This is a genomic window from Microbacterium sp. X-17, from assembly GCF_039615055.1.
In genome coordinates, this window is record NZ_JBDHNI010000003.1 from 673,997 (window position 1) to 693,645 (window position 19,649).

At 61.3% G+C, this 19,649-nt stretch carries 17 protein-coding genes; 1 reads left to right on the forward strand and 16 read right to left on the reverse strand.

All coding sequences use genetic code 11. The features are described 5' to 3' along the window. The 12 genes from ABCS02_RS17490 to ABCS02_RS17545 all read right to left on the reverse strand — a co-directional run bounded on the left by ABCS02_RS17490 (window position 1) and on the right by ABCS02_RS17545 (window position 13,855). Window positions 1-1,500 carry an APC family permease gene (locus tag ABCS02_RS17490; RefSeq protein ID WP_345836942.1) on the reverse strand — a complete coding sequence of 500 codons (1,500 nt, stop codon included), beginning with the start codon at window positions 1,498-1,500 and terminating at the stop codon, window positions 1-3. Window positions 1,501-2,203: 703 nt separating this feature from the next. After that, window positions 2,204-3,166 (reverse strand): threonine/serine dehydratase, encoded by a 963-nt coding sequence (locus tag ABCS02_RS17495; RefSeq protein WP_345837335.1) that lies wholly within the window; start codon window positions 3,164-3,166, stop codon window positions 2,204-2,206. Between the two features lie 157 nt (window positions 3,167-3,323). Continuing rightward, window positions 3,324-4,766, reverse strand: coding sequence for an aldehyde dehydrogenase family protein (locus tag ABCS02_RS17500; protein WP_345836943.1), 1,443 nt, complete (start codon window positions 4,764-4,766; stop codon window positions 3,324-3,326). Continuing rightward, a complete protein-coding gene (locus ABCS02_RS17505) occupies window positions 4,763-6,274 on the reverse strand; it encodes a GMC family oxidoreductase (RefSeq protein ID WP_345836944.1) in 1,512 nt (503 codons plus the stop codon). The genes ABCS02_RS17500 and ABCS02_RS17505 overlap by 4 nt, the downstream gene beginning before the upstream one ends. Window positions 6,275-6,419: 145 nt before the next feature. Next, on the reverse strand, window positions 6,420-6,884 hold the full coding sequence (locus tag ABCS02_RS17510; RefSeq protein ID WP_345836945.1) for an acyl-CoA thioesterase: 465 nt from the start codon (window positions 6,882-6,884) through the stop codon (window positions 6,420-6,422). A gap of 49 nt (window positions 6,885-6,933) precedes the next feature. After that, window positions 6,934-8,145, reverse strand: a complete 1,212-nt coding sequence (locus ABCS02_RS17515; protein ID WP_345836946.1) for an FAD-binding oxidoreductase — start codon at window positions 8,143-8,145, stop codon at window positions 6,934-6,936. A gap of 14 nt (window positions 8,146-8,159) precedes the next feature. Beyond that, on the reverse strand, window positions 8,160-8,936 hold the full coding sequence (locus ABCS02_RS17520) for an aspartate/glutamate racemase family protein (protein ID WP_345836947.1): 777 nt from the start codon (window positions 8,934-8,936) through the stop codon (window positions 8,160-8,162). Between the two features lie 103 nt (window positions 8,937-9,039). Continuing rightward, entirely contained in the window at window positions 9,040-9,894 is an 855-nt protein-coding gene (locus tag ABCS02_RS17525) for a polysaccharide deacetylase (protein WP_345836948.1), read from the reverse strand. A gap of 3 nt (window positions 9,895-9,897) precedes the next feature. After that, complete coding sequence (locus tag ABCS02_RS17530; RefSeq protein WP_345836949.1) at window positions 9,898-11,031, reverse strand: acyl-CoA dehydrogenase family protein; 1,134 nt, start codon at window positions 11,029-11,031, stop codon at window positions 9,898-9,900. Window positions 11,032-11,035: 4 nt separating this feature from the next. Further along, window positions 11,036-12,244: an FAD-dependent oxidoreductase gene (locus ABCS02_RS17535; RefSeq protein WP_345836950.1), complete on the reverse strand. Its 1,209-nt coding sequence runs from the start codon at window positions 12,242-12,244 to the stop codon at window positions 11,036-11,038. 52 nt (window positions 12,245-12,296) lie between these two features. Next, a complete protein-coding gene (locus ABCS02_RS17540) occupies window positions 12,297-13,058 on the reverse strand; it encodes an SDR family NAD(P)-dependent oxidoreductase (RefSeq protein ID WP_345836951.1) in 762 nt (253 codons plus the stop codon). Further along, window positions 13,052-13,855 carry a citryl-CoA lyase gene (locus ABCS02_RS17545; protein WP_345836952.1) on the reverse strand — a complete coding sequence of 268 codons (804 nt, stop codon included), beginning with the start codon at window positions 13,853-13,855 and terminating at the stop codon, window positions 13,052-13,054. Before ABCS02_RS17545 ends, ABCS02_RS17540 begins: the two co-directional genes overlap by 7 nt. 196 nt (window positions 13,856-14,051) lie before the next feature. On the opposite strand from ABCS02_RS17545, the gene ABCS02_RS17550 reads away from it, so the two are divergent. Next, complete coding sequence (locus ABCS02_RS17550) at window positions 14,052-15,731, forward strand: helix-turn-helix domain-containing protein (RefSeq protein WP_345836953.1); 1,680 nt, start codon at window positions 14,052-14,054, stop codon at window positions 15,729-15,731. A 31-nt stretch (window positions 15,732-15,762) separates the two neighbouring features. Here ABCS02_RS17550 and ABCS02_RS17555 read toward each other — a convergent pair whose 3' ends face one another. The 4 genes from ABCS02_RS17555 to ABCS02_RS17570 are packed head-to-tail and all read right to left on the reverse strand — an operon-like array spanning window position 15,763 to window position 19,646. Continuing rightward, complete coding sequence (locus ABCS02_RS17555; protein ID WP_345836954.1) at window positions 15,763-16,818, reverse strand: nitronate monooxygenase; 1,056 nt, start codon at window positions 16,816-16,818, stop codon at window positions 15,763-15,765. Beyond that, window positions 16,815-17,243, reverse strand: a complete 429-nt coding sequence (locus ABCS02_RS17560) for a thioesterase family protein (RefSeq protein WP_345836955.1) — start codon at window positions 17,241-17,243, stop codon at window positions 16,815-16,817. Before ABCS02_RS17560 ends, ABCS02_RS17555 begins: the two co-directional genes overlap by 4 nt. 1 nt (window position 17,244) lies before the next feature. Beyond that, complete coding sequence (locus tag ABCS02_RS17565) at window positions 17,245-18,144, reverse strand: nitrilase-related carbon-nitrogen hydrolase (RefSeq protein ID WP_345836956.1); 900 nt, start codon at window positions 18,142-18,144, stop codon at window positions 17,245-17,247. Beyond that, a complete protein-coding gene (locus ABCS02_RS17570) occupies window positions 18,141-19,646 on the reverse strand; it encodes a class I adenylate-forming enzyme family protein (protein ID WP_345836957.1) in 1,506 nt (501 codons plus the stop codon). Before ABCS02_RS17570 ends, ABCS02_RS17565 begins: the two co-directional genes overlap by 4 nt. Window positions 19,647-19,649 lie beyond the last annotated feature (3 nt).

Genomic DNA, 19,649 nt, shown 5'->3' on the forward strand with positions numbered 1-19,649 from the left:
TCAGCTGCTGAATGACTCAGCGGGGTCCGGCACCATGTCGCCAGCGTCATCGCGCCCGATTCGGCTGTACACATCGGGCCGACGGCTCCGGTACACGAGCGCAAGGATAACTCCAACTGCCACGAGGCCCCAAATGAGCAACAGAATCAGGAAGGTCGCGACGCCGCTGGTTCCCGCGAGGAGATCAAAGTTCATCGTCGCCAGCACGAGCGCGACCGCGAGGAAGACGAATGCGATCGATGTCGCGGCCGCGGGCAACCACGCCTTCCGTTCGCTCTTGTCGCGGAAGAGGAACACCGCGATGGCGGCGGCCGCGACCACGAGGAGGATCACGAAGCAGTACGAGTAGATCCCGGCCAAGCGGGCATAGACGGTCGATCCGTCCAGGCCCAGGATGCCGAAGGCCACGATCCCGATGAGCGAAAGGATGCTGAGTGCGACTGAGGCGCGATGAGGAGACCCGAAGCGTTCGTGGACCCGGCTCAGCGCACGTGGCAGGACACCGTCAGCGCTGAGGTTGTAAAGGTATCGCGAAGTGATGTTGTGACTTGCCAGGATCAGCGCGAACGAACTGGTGATGAGGAGCACATCCGCCGAGAAGTAGGCAACTTCACCGGTGTACTGCCGGACGCTGTCACTTGATGCACTCACGAGATTCTTGCTCAACACGGACATGATCGCGTCGGTGCCGTACGCATTGATGAACACCCACGCCGTCAGACCGTAGAGGAGAGCCAGGATAGCGACCACCGCGTAGGTGGCGCGAGGAATGGTGCGCTTCGGCTTCTTCACCTCGTCGCGGAAGATGACGGTCGCCTCGAAACCTCCATAGAGGCCCACGCCAAAGATGAACGCAACGGTGATGGAGCCCGAGAAGATGCTGGACGGCTGGAAGGACTCCAGATTGAACCCGTTCGCGCCGCCCTGCGCGATTACGGACGCGTCGTAGATGATCATCAGGCCCAGCTCGAGTGCGAGGAAAATGGTCAACACCTTGGCGGAGAAGCTGATGTTCAGGTATCCGAGGACAGTGACGATTACGAAGAACACGAGCGAGTACAGCCACCACGGAACGCTCGGGCCGTGCAAGGCGCCGCTGATCAGCGAGTCCGTCGCGACTCCCGCCAGAGCGTAGGCCGAGACGTTGGCTGAGTAGTAGCAGACCATGGCGGTGAATCCGGTCCCCAATCCGGCCACCTTGCCGAGCCCTGCCGACACGAAGGTGTAGAACCCTCCGGGCTTCGGCAAGCGCAGTCCCATTGCCACCATCCCAGACGCGAACAAGACGGCAATCACTCCGCAGAACAGGTACATCGCGGGTGTGCCGATGCCGTTCCCGAGAAGGATGGACACCGGGATGAAGCCCAGGAAGACGACCATCGGTCCGTTGTAGGCGAGGACCGTGAAGACGAGGTTGAAGAAGCCGATGTTGCCTTGTAGATGGCTGGTCCCGATCGGTTCAGGGGCCGCTGACATTCCCTCCGGACTTGTGCTGAGCATTTCGGTCTCCTGTCAATCGGCACGTTACAGGCGTGCGTAGGTTTCTCGCAGCGCCACAGCACGGCAGCTGTGAAGTCGGCGGCCCTTCACGTCGAGAGCCTGCGATGAGGTTGAGGTTAGGGACGTCGCGAGGGTCGCGCCTATTGGCGATTCTCCGAATGCCATCGACGCGGTTTGGCCGGATCACAGTACGCGGACCGAACTGCTCTGAGGCCACGCTGGACTGGCACATAACGACTTCCGCAGCGTCGTATCCGACGCCGCCGATGCCGCAATATCGCATTTCTCATGGAGCATGACGTGCTTGTATCGCGAATAGTCGTCGATGGACATTCCCGAGAGTTCTTGCCGTACCCGGAGCCGGCGAAACCGCCGAAGGGCATCTCGGCCACTATCCACACGTGGGAGTTCACCCACCCGGTAGAACGTTGCTGGATGACTGCAATTGTGGGGTTCTTGGAGGCTGCACATCGCGGACGGCCTTGGCGAGGCGTCGCCACGCTCACACGCCCGCCGGTACCTGCTCTCTCATGTCGGCGCTGGGTACACGATGATGCACGATGGACGGCTGATTACAGCCAAGCTATGGACATCCAGCCGGGCTTCGGACCCGCGCCCGCGTACTCTGTCCCTGTGGTAGAGCACTGCGTTCTACCCAACTCTGCGCCGAAGACCTGCCCGATCCGACGCGACCGTTGTTGACTTAGAAGGTCGAGACTGTTCTGGAAGTCGGGCCGATGGTAGAAAGATCCGTATTCGCTCCACATACGATGACAGCCACGTTTTCGCCGTCGTCTGGTCGATAAACCCCAGAGGTGAGAGCGGCAAGCGCCGCCGCCGCACCATGCTCGGCCGGGATCCGGTAGTCGTTCCAGAGTAAATTTCGAGCAGCGTCGATATCGTCGTCCTCAACGAGAACACTGACTGGCGATGTCTGAATGGCAACGTCGAACGCGACACGGCCGATCTGCCTCGCTCCGAGCGAATCGGCGGCGATGCCGGCGACCGTCACGTCGCTGGGCCGGCCGGCCTGGAGCGCTGCATGCAGCGTAGGGATGTTTGTAGGCTCGACGGCGACGACACGAACGCCAGCGGACGCGGCAACCGTTGCGATGCCGGCATACAGGCCGCCGCCTCCGACAGCGAGAACGATTGTGTCAACGCCGGGCAGATCCTCGAGGATCTCCAGGCCGATCACCCCGGCGCCGGCGGCGATCTCGGGTTGGTCGTACGCGTGGCAGAAGAGCGCGCCGGTGTTGGCGACGAAATCTTGCGCGGCGGTGAAGGCTTCTGCGTACTCGGAGCCGATGAGGCGGACGGTCGCGCCGTACTGGCGTAGCCGGTCGACTTTTATTTCGGGAGCCGTGGCTGGAACGAACACAGTGGCGGGGACTCCAAGCTGCGCAGCTACGAATGCGTTCGCGAGTCCTGCGTTACCGCCAGACGCGGCGACGACGCCAAGCTTCGGGTCAAGCTCGCCGCGCTCGCGGGCAGCCAGCTGGCGGTTGAAAGCGCCACGTGTCTTGAATACTCCGCAGCGCTGGAGGAACTCAGCTTTTAACCAGATCCGCCCCTTCGGCTGTGGGTCGCCTTCAAGCATCGGCGTGCGACGGACGTAGGTTTTCGTGCGAAACTGTGCTGCTTCAACGTCGGCGAGCGTGAGTATGACTGCCTCCTGCGCTGATCCGGGGATGGTGGGAGAGTTTTGAACTCTACTGGGTTATTTCAACGTATGCATGACGAGAAGTTTCGCGGAAAGCCGAGCGGTTTTCGAGCGTGGACCCCAACTCGGCACACGCCAAGCGGCTCCCGAGGACTCACTTTTATCGCTCCTGCAGCATGACGTGCTTGTAGCGCGAATAGTCTTCGATTGACATCCCCGAAAGCTCCTTGCCATATCCCGAGCCATCAAACCCGCCGAACGGCATCTCGGGAACAGTCCAAAGGTGAGTGTTGACCCAGACGGTTCCGAAGCTCAAATCCCGCGTGAAGCGGTGGACCTCGTTCACGTCGTTCGTCCACACGCTGGCAGAGAGACCATACGGCACGTCGTTGGCCCAAGCCAACGCCTGGTCGGCGTCGGCGGCTCGCTGAACAGTGACCACCGGCCCGAACACCTCCTTCTGGATGATTTCCGAGTGCTGATCCACGTCGGCAACCAGAGTTGGCTCGTAGAAGAACCCTGGACGGTCCATCGTTCTGCCTCCCGCCAATATGGATGCACCGGCCGACCTCGCACGATCGACGAACCCTTCCGCTCGTTGACGCTGCCTGTCAGACACCAGCGGCCCCATGGTCGTGGCGTCGTCGAGTGCAGATCCGACTCGGATGGCCTTCATCTGGGCCTGGTACCTGTCGACGAACTCGTCGTAAATCGCGTCGTGAACGATAAGACGGCAGGCAGCAGTGCAGTCCTGGCCGGAATTGACGAAGCCGGCTGATGCTAAGAATTCGGCGGCCGTTTCAACATCGGAGTCCGGGAGAACGACCACGGGAGATTTGCCGCCGAGTTCCAAATGCACGCGCTTCAGGGACACCGCTGCACCGGTTGCCACAGCGACTCCTGTGCCGACGTCGCCGGTGAGTGACACCATCCGGGTGCCCGGATGGTCTACGATCGCTCGCCCCGTGCTTGCATCGCCGAGCACAAGGTTGGCTACGCCTGCAGGCAAGATTTCCGACATCAGCGAGAACAGGGCCGCCGTCGTCAGCGGCGTGATCTCGGACGGTTTGAGCACGACCGTGTTTCCCGCAGCAAGCGCCGGCCCGAGCTTCCACACCGCTTCAAGCAACGGGTAGTTCCACGGTGTGATGAGGCCGACGACGCCGACCGGTTCCCTCTCGACCCTCGAGTGCAGCCCTTCCGCGAATCGTCCGGAAGCGGTGCCATGGGTTGTGCGCGCGGCCGCCGCATAGAAGCGAAAGGTGTCAGAGATCCCTGGCATTTCCGCCCGCGCATTCTGAATGGGCTTACCGACGTCCAGCGATTCAAGACGCGCGAGACGATCCGCGTTCGCATCGATCGCATCAGCGATGGCGTTGAGCGCGGTGGCGCGCTCCGCTGGCGTGGCGCGCCCCCATCCTCGACTGGCCGTCTGAGCGGCTTCAACAGCGCGGTCGACGAAGCCGGCCGACGCGATCGGAAGAGCAGCAATGCGAGCGTTCGTCGACGGATCGAGAACATCGATGGTGGCTCCGCGTGCGACCACCGGCGTGTTGTTGATGACATGTTCGAGGGTGGGGACGCTTACGGCTGTGACGCTCATGCGTTGTCCTCCTTGATCAGATCGGCTGCGCGCATACCGATCATGATGATGGTCATGTTCGGGTTCACGCGGATGATTTCGGGCATGACAGAGCCATCGACGACGCGCAGTCCCGAGACCCCTTTGACTCGAAGCCTCGGGTCGACCACCACCTCCGGGTCTGCAGGGTTGCCCATCTTGGCTGTGCACATCGGGTGATAGACGGTGTTGGAGTACTTGCGCGCGTGAGCGCCGAGCTCCTCATCGGTCTGATAGTTCGGTCCCGGCACGATCTCGCGCACGATCCAGCCCGAGAGCGCCTTGGTGTCTGCGAACTTGCGAGCTACCTTGATGCCTGCCACGAGCTTCGCCTCGTCGGCACCGCCAGGATCCGTGAAGTACCTCGGATCCACCAGAGGCTTGTCTCGGTAGTCCGCAGAGGCAAGTCGAATCGCCCCGGAGCTTTCAGGTCGTGCGACATTCGGAGCGAGGGTGAGGGCGAGCTCGCTGTGCTCCAGGTCAGTGAACGGCGGAGCGTCGAGCCAGTAGTTGACGTGCCCTACCGTGAACTGGGTGTCGAAATCCTCGTCGCTGCCGAGGGATGCGTAGATGCCGAGATCAAGCCCGTTGATGCTCTCGCCGGGGTCTTTTGAAATCTCCCAGGTGACAGGCGTTTCGATGTGGTCCTGGAGGTTCGAGCCGACCCCAGCGAGATCGACCTTCACGTCGATGCCGAGCTCGCTGAGATGCTCGGCAGGTCCGATCCCCGAGAGCATGAGCAACTTCGGTGTGTCGATTGCACCAGCGCTGAGCACGATTTCACGGCGCGCGTAGAACATGCCGTGGTCTGTCTCCACGCCGCTCGCGCGGTCGCCGTCGAAAACAACGCGCGTGGCGAGTGTCTCCAGCTGGAGGTGCAGGTTGGCGGGCAATTCGGTCAGTGGGAACAGGTATGCCTGAGCTGTTGAGAAGCGCTTGCCCTCGTATTCGTTCAGCGATACCCAGGAGATGCCTTCGCCGTATTCGCCTGCGGTGTTATCGATCTCTGGAATTCCGATCTCGCCGGCGGCCTCGATGACGACGTTGGACAACTCGGCGTTCTTCGGCACTGGATGCACGTGCATGTCAGCGAAGACACGCTTGAAGTATGGGGCGGTGTGCGCTGAGTCCCAACCCTCGGCGCCCTTGGCCGCCCAACGGTCCATGTCCGCGTCGGGCGCGCGAAGTGCCCACGCGTCGTTGTGCGCGCTACATCCTCCGAGCATCTTGGCCCGGCTGATACGCAGCAACGAGTTACCGCGTTCCTGTTCTACCAGCGGATAGTCGTAGTCGTACTTCGGGTCTCCCGTGAGCGCGAGGGACTCCGAGAGGTAGACGACCTTGGGGTCATCCTCGTAGGCGGGACCACCTTCGATAAGGAGGACTGATGTCTCTGGATCATCGGAAAGTCGTCTTGCAAGGACCGCTCCTGCACTCCCACCGCCGACGATCACGTAGTCGAAGGTGTTCGCGTCATCGTTGACCGTCATGATTCCCTTTCGAGCCGAGTGCTGCTGCCCCGCGGCGATTGTCTAGTTGTGGCGTTTCTGCGAATGCTCCTGGGCATCCTGTGAATCCGAGTGACCTGACATCCATTGTTTGAGGTCCTGGTCTGAGCTTCGACCTCTATGAGGCTCACGAGGTTTGTTGGCATTGGCCCTCGGCTTCGCGAGCTAGAGTCTGCAAGGCTTTCCGCAATCCAGGCCAGATCGAGGTGCGAACGAAGAATCCGGTGTCTTCGTCCTTCACGCACGCGACGTGCCTGGTGCTGACCCGAAGGACCTCACGACTAAAGACCTCTTCGCACCAAGTCGTCTCAAACACGAACTCAGTGTCACGCAGCGAGGTCACCGCAGGCGTCATCTTCAGAGTTTCCCCAAGGCGAGCACTGGCCGGGTATTCAGCCCAACTCGAGCGAACGGGAAGACCGCGGCCAGTCCCGAACAAGCCGTGTAGCGGGACATCGACCTGAGCAAGCCAGCGTGTGAAAACCTCTTCATGCCAACGGAACACATTGCCGAAGTACAGCACACCCGCCGCATCGACATCTCCTAGAACGATGAGTCGAGATGATTGACTCTGTCGTGCTGCATCGGTCATGGTTCGAACCTCCGTCGAAGCTGGTCCCGGCCTGCGATCCGCTTTGGACTCACCAATGCACAGCAACGCCAGGAACGATCGGGTCAAGTGTTCGGCCCCAGCGCACTTCTGTCAGGTCGATCTCGGGGCTGATACCCCGAATGAGCTGGCTGACCAGCTTGCCAGTCATCGGACCCGACGAGTTGCCGAAGACATGACCGGCAGCGACGATCAACCCGGGAGCAGCTTCGTCGATGATCGGAACCATGTCCGACGTGAACGGAAGAACGCCAGCCCAGATCCGATCGATGGCGGCGTCCTTTAGCCCGGGGAAGTCCTGCCCGATGTTCTCTGCTGTTGCGCGGATGCCCGACAGAGTGGGTGACAGGTCCACATCCGCCGGATAGTCCATCGGGCATCCGAGGAGGATCTCGCCGTTCGCGCGCTGAGCCGCAAGCGTGAGCATCCATGAGCCCGTCTCGATCTCGATCGGCGAGAGGAAAGCCGACTCATCCCACGACGGCAACGCTCGAAACAGCTCATACTGCTTCGCCGTGAGCGGACCATAGACGACCGGCCGGATCTGGGCAGGCAGAGGCTTGGTCGCGATCACCTGCAGACGCTCCCGACCTACTCGGGCGTCGACACCACTTGCCGCCATTAGCTTCTCGGTCCATGCCCCCGACGCGACCACGACGTAGTCAGCGAAGTACGTTCCGTTCGTGGTGCGCACACCGGCCGCGCGATCCCCGTCATAGATGACCTCGAGGACAGTCTCATGTTCGCGAATGGTCGCGCCGGCTTCGCGGGCGCCCGCTGCGAGGGCGGCCACAACGGTCGGGGTGTTTATCTGTGCATCGTTTGCACAGAAGCTCGCACCGAGCACGTCTTCGCGGATTGGCTTGACGAGTTCTCGAACCGCCTTGCCGTCGATCAGTTCCATGTCCAGTCCGTCACTACGGCGGGCCGCGACGAACTCTTCGAAGACGGGAGCTTGCCTTTCATCGGTGAAGTAGATGAGGCCTCCGTCCGCTCGGAATTCGAACGAAACCGGCAGATCCTCCTTGAGCTCGTCGTACAACTTGCGTCCGGCGAACGATACGTCGAGGGCCCAACCAGCGTTTCGGCAGTGAAGCCAGACGAACCCGGGGTTGCGCCCGGAGGCGCCGTACCCGATGGTCTCCTGCTCGATGAGCGTCACGTCCAGCCCCTCACGGGCGGTGAAGTACGCAGTCGAGGTACCGACCAGGCCGCCCCCGATGACGATGACTGATGTGGTCATGAGTTTCCTTTCGCTTAGACGCGCGTGGACTGAAAGTACGGCGCGACTTCGGCTGCTTCGATGGGGTCGTGGCTGCTGAGCGCCTGGTAAAAGGCCGCACGCGAGATGCGATACATCCCACGAGAGTTCAGCTGCGCGAAAAGTTCTGCCGCTTTGACGGCCATGATGTTGGGATTGACGACCGAGAGCTCGCTGAACTTTGAGTCGCCATTGGCGGCGGCAAGCTCATAACAAGCGGACACGATTGTGCATCCCACGATGACGGTTTCGGCACCGGTGCGATGCATGACATCAAGGATCTTGAGGTAGGTGTCTTCCGCAACCGCGACGGGGTCGAGGACCATATCGTCGACGAACCAACCGATGGACTCAACTCCGACGCAGTTCGGCTCTGCCCCGTAGATCCTTATCGTGTCCTGGAGCATCGGTACGGCCTTGTGATGGTCTGTGACGATAGCGAATCGATGCCCGAATGGGCGAGCAAGGCCCACCGATGACTCCAGGGGGCCGATGACCGGAATAGAGACAAGTTCCCGGGCCTCGGTCAGTGCCGGGTCGTAGCAGCATCCGATGACGACAGCATCGAAACCGTCTACCTCCGCCTGTTTGACCGCTTTGAGGATTTCGACTTGAACAACCTGCTTCGGCGCGTAATAGTCGAGATTCCGTGGGCCGGCATCGAGGTGGCGGATTTCTAGCGTCGTATCTGGAAGCAGCGAACCTTTAAGGACCGTCCCGATGATTTCGTCATAGGCGTCGGTACCGAACGGATTCAGAAAGCAGATCTTCATCTGTGAAGTCCTCCGATTACTGGGTGATGAATCGACAGTACGGGCGCACCCACGCGCCCTCCATAGGTGGCCTACTGAGCGATCCACCCGTAGGTTGGAATTCTTACGGCGACCGTTCGTCGTCAACCCACGCTTGAGCGATGTCGGAGAGCGTGGCGAACCAGACGCCGGAATGGCCTGCGACGTAATCGAGGAAACGTTCGAACATCAGCAGGTGGTGTGCGCGCGCGATCGTCTGCGGATGAACCGTGAGCGCGAACACTCCTCCGGGGACTCGTTCGTATGCGAAGTCGAACGAGTCCTTCCAGCGGTCGAAGACGTCAGCGGTCGATGCCATGCCGACGCTACGCGGAAGGTTTTCCAACGGCGGGAAATCATCCAGATACCAGGAGACAGGGATCTCGATCACTGAAGACGGTTCGCCGAAGGTGTTTCCGTTTTCCGGGTCTTGTTCGACGACCGGTCGGGGTCGATACACCTCGAAGTCGCGGCCCATCAGTGACGAGTCCCACGAGAACTCGTACTCCTCCAACAGGCTCAAAGTGATGTCGGAGAAGTCCCAAGCAGGAGACCGATATCCCTTGGGACGTGCGCCGAGCAGGCGCTCGTGCTGCGCTATCTGAAGCTCGAGCAGTCGGCGCTCCTCTGCCGGGTCAAGCTTGTGGATCGGCTCGTGGTACACGCCGTGCGCGGCGATCTCATGGCCAGCTTCGAGTATCTGATCGCACTGTGCACGAAACGTTTGAATCGTGTGCGTGGGGGTGCACCACGTGGTCGTTATTCCGAAGCGCTCGAACGCGTTCAATACTCTGCCCACGCCCACAACGGCGCCGAACTCGCCGCGAGACAAGTAGCTTGGGGAAGTTGTGCCGAAGGTGCCCATCCACACGCTTTGCGCGTCGAAATCGGAACTGATGGAGACCGCCAGCCGTGTACCATCGGGGAGCTCGAGGGACATAGTTCAGATCCACTCCAGGTCGGGCTCGGAGCGACTCAGCCCGGCACCGACTAGATCCGTGAGGACTGCGTTTGACCCTTCGCCCGCGATGAAGAGGGCAGAATCGCGAAGGAAGCGGGAGAATTCGCGATCCTCGATGTATGCCCACCCGCCTCCGAGCTCCATGCCAGCTAATGCGGCGTTGATTGCGCTCTCGCCGGCTGCGATCTTGGCAGAAGCGGCTTGGACGTCTTTGCGACCGCCTGCCTGTTTCGCTCGAGCCGCGGCTAGAGTAAGTGCTTTTGCTGCCGCGATCTGAGTCGCCACATTTCCCAGTCGAGCCCTCACTGCAGGCATGTTTGCCAGAGTCGTGCCAAATGCTTCTCGATCGCGAACGTATCCCACTGCGTTCCAGAACGCGCTTCGCGCGACTCCGACCGCCGCCGCTGCGACAGCTACGCGTCCTACCTCGAGTCCATCCATAACCTGGCTGAACCCTCGACCGGGAACTCCTCCGATCAGACGATCGTCCGGAACCATGATTCCGTTGACGGAGAGTTCCACTGTTTCGATTCCGCGTGAACCGAGCTTGTCGAGCTTTCGGTCAACCGTCCATTCACCGGACTGGAGCAGGAAGAGACTCAGCCCACGAGCGCCCAGGTCGGGGTTCGGATCCGTTCGCACCAGGATAAGAAGCAGGTCGGAATGGGCTGCATGCGTGATCAGCGCTTTTCGAGCGCGAATGAGCCATCCGTGTTCAACTCGCTCCGCGCTCGACGTGATTTTTTGAAGGTCGGAACCCGCGTGCGGCTCCGTCAAAGCTAGGGCAGCGATGGTCTCCCCCGACTGCAAACGGGGGCTCCAGTACGCCTTTTGTGCCTCAGTCCCGTAGTTCTTGACGCTCCACACGCTGGTCGAGTGAGCATTGACGATGGGGATGAGGCTGAGCCAACCTCGCCCGAGCTCTTCGAGAGCGAGAGCATACGTCTCGAGATTGCGGGTACATGCATCGAACAGCCGGAGCGCGCGAAGATGTGGAACGAGGTCACTCGGGTATTCTTCGCGCGCATCACGTTGATGGACATCATGAAGGTTGTTGACAAAACCCGTAATCTCCCGAAGGAACTGGGCGTCGTCCCGGCTGAGGTCGCTGTGCATTCGGTCATCTCCGGAGGTTGTTCTCGATGAGCGAATCGCGATGCCGCGCGAACGGTCCGAGAGGGATCGTCGGCTCCTCGCCAGCAACCAGCTGGGCCATGAGCTCACCCGCCAGAGGGCCGGACGCGGTGCCCGAGACGTGCCCGGTATTCACGTAGAGTCCGTCGACCTTGTCGATGATCGGCAAGCGATCGGCCGTTACTCCAACTAGGCCTGCCCAAAGACCGGTGACGCCCAGCTCACCGAAGCCGTTCTTCCTGCGCTGCAATGAGCGAAGCATCACCCCTGTCGCATCGACGGTGATGTGCGGGTTCAACGACTGTGCGTCATCGTGCGTGTGGCCCACGATGATGTTGCCTTCGGCGTTCTGCGTTACGACATCCTCGAAAGTCAGACTCGAGCCCTCGGGAAGGTCCAAGGTCTCGAATTCGGTGGGTTCGAACGCGCTCAAGGAAGTGAGCGCACTGAAATTCTCGACGCCGTGCGGTCCTCTTGTCTGTACATGAACCTGATTCGCCACGGGTTGGGTCATGAGCATTCCCACGCGAATGGGTGTGATCGGCAGGTCCATCCCCTCCGCTGACAGCGCGGAAGCCCAAGCGCCGGTGCACCAGACGACGCCGCCGGCCGAAATGTCGCCTCGCACAGTACGAACCCCTGTCACGGCGTCGCCGTGACGTGTCATGCCGAGAACCGGGGTGTTTTCATATAGCCGCACACCTCGGCGCTTGCACGCGTCCGCGAGGGCGCGGGTGAATTTCGCCGTGTTCACTTGGGCATCGTCGCTGCTGAGCACTGCTCCGATAGCCGAGTCGGGAACTCCGCTGGACAGATTCCGTGCCTCAACTGCGCTGATGATCTCGGCCTGAATTCCGTGTTCGGCACGGTCCGCCACATAGTCCTGGAGGATCCGCCTCTGAGCGTCCGTCTCGAAGTAGATCAGTCCTCCGTCTCGTCGATATTCGAACGTGTCGCCCAGATCGTCCAGGAAGGCCTCGTACAGCGCCGATCCTCGGCGCGCCAGCTCGAGCTCAACGCCACCCCGCACTGTCTGCACCCAGATCCCGCCGGAGTTCCGGCCCGATGCACCGAATGCGGCAAATCGTTGCTCGACGACGACAACATCGAAACCACGTTTCTTGAGGGCGTAGGCCGTCGTCATCCCAACAATGCCGCCACCGACGACGACGATATCTGCCTGATCGAGGAGCATTCTGGGCCTCCGCTGCCGTAACTGCTGGATAAAGTACTGCCATTGTCTGGCGTCAGGTGGCCGACCAGCCACCATCGACGTGGATAACCTGCCCCGTTACGTACGACGCCTTCTCGGAAGCGAGGAATTCAATGACGGCGGCAACTTCGTCGGCGGTGCCTCCTCGCCGCGCGGGGATGAGGAAGTCCCAGAGTTCGGGTGATGCACCGATTCCCCGATTCATGTCCAGCATCCCGCCGAGTTGCTCCCCCGAGTTCTTGCGAATGTCTGTAGCTGTGACGCCGGGTGCGACGACGTTGGCAGTGATCCCAGCTGGCCCGAGGTCAATCGCCAACCGCCGGGTCATGCCTTCGATGCCGGCTTTGCTGGCGGAATACGACAGCCCATCGGCGGCGCCGCGTTGACCGGCGACAGATCCGACATTGATGATCCGTCCACGTTTGTTCGGGAGCATAAGCTGGGCTGCGACTTTGCAGCCGTGGAAGTAGCCGGTCAGGTTGACACCAATGATTCTCTGCCAGAGGTCCACCGTCGTCTCGGTGATGCTGGCGTACGCGTCGAAGACTCCGGCGTTGTTGATGAAGACGTCCAGACCCTGCGTGCCAGCGGCTGTAACGCCGAAAGCGGACATTTGGTCAAAATCAGTGACGTCTAGACGAGAAATCGTCGCCGTTGGGATGGTCGCCTTCGTCGCTTCGAGGCGTTCTTCCGAGATGTCGCCGATGAAGACCTCATCGCCCGCTGCAGCAAACGCGCGTGCCACGGCAAGTCCAATGCCGGATCCGGCTCCCGTGATTGCAACTCGTCTCACCATCCGGCGACCTCCTTGTCGGATTCGAAGTCTCGCACGATCGTGTCGTAGGAGACGTCTTCGGGCGCGACGATTCGGATCGGCCGGCCGCTGTTCTGTTCTTCTGTCAGGTGCGCCACGACGCCCGGCAGCGTCGAAATGATCGCGATGCCAGTGGTTTCGTCGGGAGTGAATCCCATTTCCGCCAGCACGAGAGCCATCACGCCAATGTCGTTCAGGGGAATCCAGTCGCGGCCCGATTGCCGGCGAAACTCGGTGTGGATGAGCTCGTAGAACTCGGCCTGTGGGCCCCAAAAGCCGAGTTCGCGAGCGAGAGTTTTGATCTTTTCGGCACGTGGGTCGACGTTCTTGAACACAGGGTGCCCAAGTCCGGGGATTCGTCGCTTCGCTGCGCGCTCCTCGGCCACAATCCGCGCAGCGACGACGACAGCGTCGTCGTTCGACTCCGTTAACCGCTTGTAGCTATCGATTGCGAATCGTGCTGTGTCTTCGGGGGCGAGCGTGTTTTTTCCCACGGCGAGGACGGCTGAGGCGAGACTGGCTGCCACGTTTGGGTTCGCGGACATGACATAACGTGCTGCGACCGTACCGGGCTTCTGCAGGGCATAGTCGAGAACGGCTGTCAGCACAGCGTCCATCATCTTCGTCTGGTTGGGCGTCGGTAGAGCACCACGGATCAGAAGGTACGCAGCCGAGGTGAAGGTCAGCCCTCCGATGAGCTCTTCGAGGTCATATCCTCGAATGCGGACGGTGGAGTCGTCGATTCGACTAACCGCCGACTCCCAATACTGCTCTGCCAAGAGGTACCTCCCGTTGCCTGGCGCATCGTGATCGTGTCCCCGACACTACGGCCAGATTCCGCATCGGCACATTGGTACTGTTCCAGCGCTGCAACGGTTCAGCTGTGAAATTTCCCAACGCGCCGCCTCCCCAAGCTCGTTAGACTCCCGTCATGTTCGAGACCCTTGCTCGACAGCCGGGATCGATGTGGTGCCCATGAGCCGTCCCGTTGTGAGCCCTTGCACGCTTGGCGACCTGATGACGCATGAGGCGCTCGGGCTGCGTCGTGCAACAGGGACAAACGGTTTCGACGAACGTCAGGTCAACTCCGTTCAGATCTTCTCCGACCGGTTCGATGAAGCACGCCTCGGCGCCGGCGATCTCATCGTTCTCATCGCAGGGTGGTCCGATTCACCCGATGCGTTCGAGCAGCTTGCCGACGTGTTCGCTGACGCCGAGGTCGCAGGTGTTGCCTATCCCGAGACTCTCGCCGAGGCGACCCAGTTGGATATCCGACAGGCGCTCGCTCGACGCGATGTTCCGGCGATGGTGATCCCGAGGACAACACGTTTCGCGGATATCATCGACACGGTGAGCCGAGCTCATGCCAACCCAGACACGGCGCGGTTTCAGCGGATGCTCTCCATGCAGCAATCGCTAGTGGCGTCGATGTCCGGCAACGACCCAGCCGCCTCCTTGGTCAGACGTCTCGCAACCCTGACCGATGGCATCGGCGGCATCACAGATGACGCGGGTGCAGTTGAGTCCGCGACTGGAGTCCTACCGTTCGTTCTTTTCCGCCAGGAGATCGGCGGGTTCGAGGCGCCGATTATCGACCTGGAGGTCGCCGGCTGGTGTGGGCTAGCAGTTCGCCTGCACTCGTTACCGGAACGCCCTCGTCGGTGGCTTATCGTTGCCAACCGTCGCGAGGATTTTGCGAACGCGTATACGCGGACAGCAGCCGCAGTGACGGCTTCGTTGATCGAGGCGTCCAAGCGAATTGACACTCTTGCGATGAATCAGGACCGGGCAGTGAGAAGCTCGATCCTTCGGCGGGCCCTCGACCTTCAGCCTAATGAAAACGCTGACGAGCTGAACGAGCAGGCGGCAGCGCTCGGATTGAGCTTCGTGCAAGAGGTACGAGTGCTTTCCGTCGTTCAACCGATCGCCTCAAAGCAGCACCGGCTGCCGACGGCGGACCTGTTCGAGGAAACGCTCACCACGCACGACGCGACTGTCTTCACGAGGGAGCAGCACAACGGGTACACCGTCCTCATTCAAGCGAACACGGATCAGCGTGACCGGACAATCAAGACAATGCTCTCGATGCACCCAGGATTGTTCGTGGGAACGGGACGGGCGATCGAACAGATTGGCGAAGTACCCACTTCGCATCAGGATGCCGTGCTTGCAGTTCAACATGCGTTGCGTAGTCACACCAGGCGCTCAACGACTTACGACGAGTTGGACTTCTCAATCCGGCTGCTCGCCGACATCGGTCAGGCGAGTATGGCGGCTTGGCGAGAACGAATCCTGGGGCCGTTTCGGGACAAGCCGCTACTTCTGGAAGCGATAACCGCATACTTCGCACACGAGTTCGACGTTATGGCAGCGGCGAAGGACCTGAAGATCCACCACAACTCGATGCGCTACCGGCTATCCAAAGTGGAAGAGATCCTCGGCGCTTCCGTGCGTTCGCCGTCAATGATCACCGCCTTGCACTTGGCCATGACTGCCGAAGCCGCGGGTGATGAGTTGACGGCGGAGCGCTCAGGACCCTTGCGGCCATCCACCGAGCAGCATGCGCGAGTTGCAGACGCCGTCGTAGGCGATGCCCCGGTTGGCGCTCCGGTATTCGGTGAACCAGACTCGTTTGGAGCCGCCAGGGTCGACTGAGTGGGGCTTTAGCAAGCCGGTGAGACGAGCCCTACGCGATCGAGGCCCTCAACGAGGTAATGACACGCTCGGCGGTATTCACCATCGAGCGGACAATGTCACCGGCCGGCGTGATCTCGTGGATGTTCTCGACTCCCTGTCCGATCGGCATCATGCCCTCGTCCAGATCGCCATCCTGGTATCCCGTCTCTACGCGCTCAGCGGCGACTGCGTATTGCGCGGGGAAGTTCTTGATCGAGTCGACCTGAGATTCCCACCGGGTTGTCCACTCATTTCGAAATGCACGCAGCGGTTTACCCGTGTACGACTTCGTCAGGATGGTGTCCCGGCTATGCCCGGCAACGACCCTCTGCTTGAAAGCTCCATGACCGTATGCCTCTGGGGTCGCGATAAAGCGGGAACCGACCCACACGCCGCCAGCCCCGAGCGAGAGGGAAGCGGCAAGTCCGCGACCGTCCGTTATCCCGCCTGCAGCCGCGACCGGGATCGACACCGCATCCACAACCGCCGGCGTCAACGCCATTGTGGCGATGTAACCGGTGTGCCCACCACCTTCAGTTCCTTGAGCGACTAGAAAGTCCGCCCCGCTTTCGGCGGCGCGTTGTGCTGCACCGATCGAGCCGACCATCGCGCCGATCGTGATCCCGCGTTGCCTGGCTGCTTCGATGAACCACTTCGGCGTGGCGAAGGTCAATACAACCACGGGCGGACACTCGGCAAGGACAACGTCCACCTGGTCCTTCACCGCTCCTGGCGTGAGCAGCGCCTCGACGCCCGCGAGCTTTGTCCGCTGGGCCGGGTTCATTTGCTCCCAGAGCTCCCGAACCGGCGCCCACGTTGCCTCATCACTTGTCGTGAGCGATTCGGGAAGGAGGAGGTTGACGGCGTACGGCTTCGTCGTGCGATCCTTGATGCCTTTGATTTCGGCTTGAAGGGCTGCCGGCATGAAGCTGACGCCGCCCAAGCATCCCATTCCTCCTGCTTCGGAAACGGCGACCACGAGATCGGCTTGGGCGACGCGAGCCATGCCGGCGGAGAGCACGGGGTGCTCGATCCGGAGCAGTTGTGTCAGGTCGGTGCGGATCATTGCTCGAGCTCTCCATCTGAGGTTGTCCGGTCGGCGGTCAGCGCAGCCGCGATGGCGGTCGGAATCGGCGTAGCACGCCCCGTACGCAGATCGACGTTCACGTAGGTGCTGTGAATTACGCTAAGAGTTTGATCGTTTCGAGTGAGCTCGAAACGTAGTTCGGTTGATGACGTCCCGATCTTGGAGCAGCGCACGTGCATCTTTAGCGATTCGTCGAGCGTCGCGGGGCGTAGGAACTCGATCTGCGTGGCAACAAGGGATGGGTCAAACCCGAGCTCAAGCAGTTCGGGATAGTCCCAGCCGAGGTGCCGAAAGTATTCCGTCATGGCGACGTCGGCGTACTCCAAGTAGCGACTGTTGAAGACGAATCGTTGAGGGTCGGTTTCGTGGTAGCGGACTCGGAAGATATGGACGAATGTGGTCATGCTAGTGAGCACCTGCTGTCAGGCGTCGATACAGGTCCTCGCGCCGGTACCGATAACCCGGCGGCTCGGGGTTGGCGCGGGATTCGGCCAATCGTTCCATGTCCAGCTCGCCAACCACGTAGCCTTCGACCCCATCGTCGGGGTGCGCTACGGCGATGCCTTCGTTGTCTCCGAATCGTTTCTCAAGCGGCATCGCGATGAACGAATTGCCGGTTCCATACATGGCTCCGTCCTGGGGGAGCCCGCTTGTGCCCACCAAGGTCGATACCGCTACGTAGATCTGGTTCTCCATGGAACGGGCGTGCGCACCGTAACGGACGCGCTGAGCGCCGCGTCGGTTCCACGTCAGCGAAGGAACGAGAATGAGATCGACGCCCTGACTGGCGAGATAGCGGGAGACTTCAGGGAATTCGATGTCCGCGCAGATTTGCACGGCGACTTTCGTTGAGCCGATTCGGGTGACCAGGACGTCGTCACCGGGCTCAGTGCCGAGCAAACGTTCTTCAGGAATGAGGTGAAGCTTGTCCTGCTGTTCGACGCGACCATCAGGGTGGAGCACGTATGCGGTGTTGCGGTATCCGCCCGTCGGGGTCCGACGATAATGGCTGCCGGCGACGATTACGATCTCGTGCGCCGCTGCCAGTTCACTCATCACGTGAATGAATCGTTCGGTGTACGCCGGGAACACCGTGCGATACGCGGCGTTCAGATCTCGAACGGTGAGGCGCTCCACCTCTGAATGTGTTGCGAGCAGCCCGGTGGTCACGAGTTCCGGAAGCAGAACCACTTCGGCGCCGTCGCCAGCGACGGCGCCGATGATCTGCTGGGCGTGATCGGCGAAGTCTTCGAAGGTGCGCTCCGGCCGAAGCTGAAATTGGGTCGTGGCGACCTTAAGCTTCATGTGGTGCTCCCGACCGGGAACGCGGTCGTGGCGACGGCCTTTCGGTCCACTTTTCCCGTTCGCTCATTCAAGGGCAGCTGCCCTACTTCGACGATGAATGTTGGAACTTTGAACGAGGCGAGATGCGCCGCGCAGTAGGCGCGAATCGCATCGTGGTCGAGGCTGGCACCCGTGCGCGGAACGATGGCTGCGACCACCTCTTCTCCGTAGCTTTGATCGGCGCGTCCGAAGACAGCGGCTGCGCGGATGTCGGGAATCTGGGCCAGAACAGACTCGACCTCTGCTGGCGATACATTAGCGCCGCCGCGGATGATCATGTCCGAGAGGCGACCAAGAACGAATACGTAGCCGGCTTCGTCCACGCGGACGAAGTCGCGTGTCCGGTACCAGCCGCTCACCAGCGCCGCCTCGGTTGCGGCGTCGTCACCCCAGTAGCCGAGGAACTGGGCAGGCGCGCGCCAGAGCGCCTCGCCAGGCTCGCCAGCCGGCACGTCTGATCCCGATTCGCCGACGACGCGCATCGTTGCACCGGGAACCACCTTGCCCGCAGATCCGAGCCTTGGCTCGGGATCGGCGACCGGGTCGTAGGTCACGACCGGAAAGCACTCGGACGCCGCGAATACGTCATGTACGGCGACACCGCAGAATTCGCGCCATCGGGCGAACACGGTTTCGTTGCGCGGTTCGCCTCCCGAAATGCACAGCCTCAGCGAGGCGAGTTCAGGCATCTCTTCGAGGGACTGAATGTGTTCGGTCAGCTTGACAAACATGGTGGTTACACCGGGAAGGAACGTTCCGTTGCGCCTGACGATCGCTTCCAGTAGTTGTTCGGGCTTCATGCGCGCGAGAACCAGGACCGTTCCACCGGCTCCCAGCGTCGACATGGAAGCTGTCGTGAGACCGTATACCCACGCCAGCGGCAGACAGACGATTGTCTTATCCGTCTCGGCGAGGCGCCACACGGAGCCGTACGCTTCCGCTCCGGCAGAGAGCCCCGAGGCCGAGTGCATAACCGCTTTGGGGCGGGCGGTGCTGCCAGAGGTATAGCAAATAAGGGCGAGTGCATCCGGGTCGAGGTGATCGAGTGAAACAAGCTCGCCGGCCGCCGTGCCGGTGGGAGCAAAGATCTCACTGTTTGAGATGGCCCAGGCGGCGTGGATCTCGGATCCCTCGACGCGGCTCGCTGATCGTTCATCGACAAGCACGAGGTCCGCCTGCGCGTTGTCGACAACGTAGGCCAGCTCCTCCACAGTCGAAGAGGGGAATACGGTGACGAGCACGGCTTGCAGCCGCCAGACGCTGAACGCGACGGCCAGATATGCTGCCGAGTTGTCCGCGATCAATGCGACTCGATCACCGGCTTTGATCCCGTTCCGCTGGAGACGCACTGCATGGTGGTCGACTGCGCGGAGGAGGTCACGATAGCTGATGACAACTTCACCGTCTTCCAGCGCGACGGCTTCGCTGTCGCCGCGACGCGCGAGTCGTTCCAGGAACCGCATGAG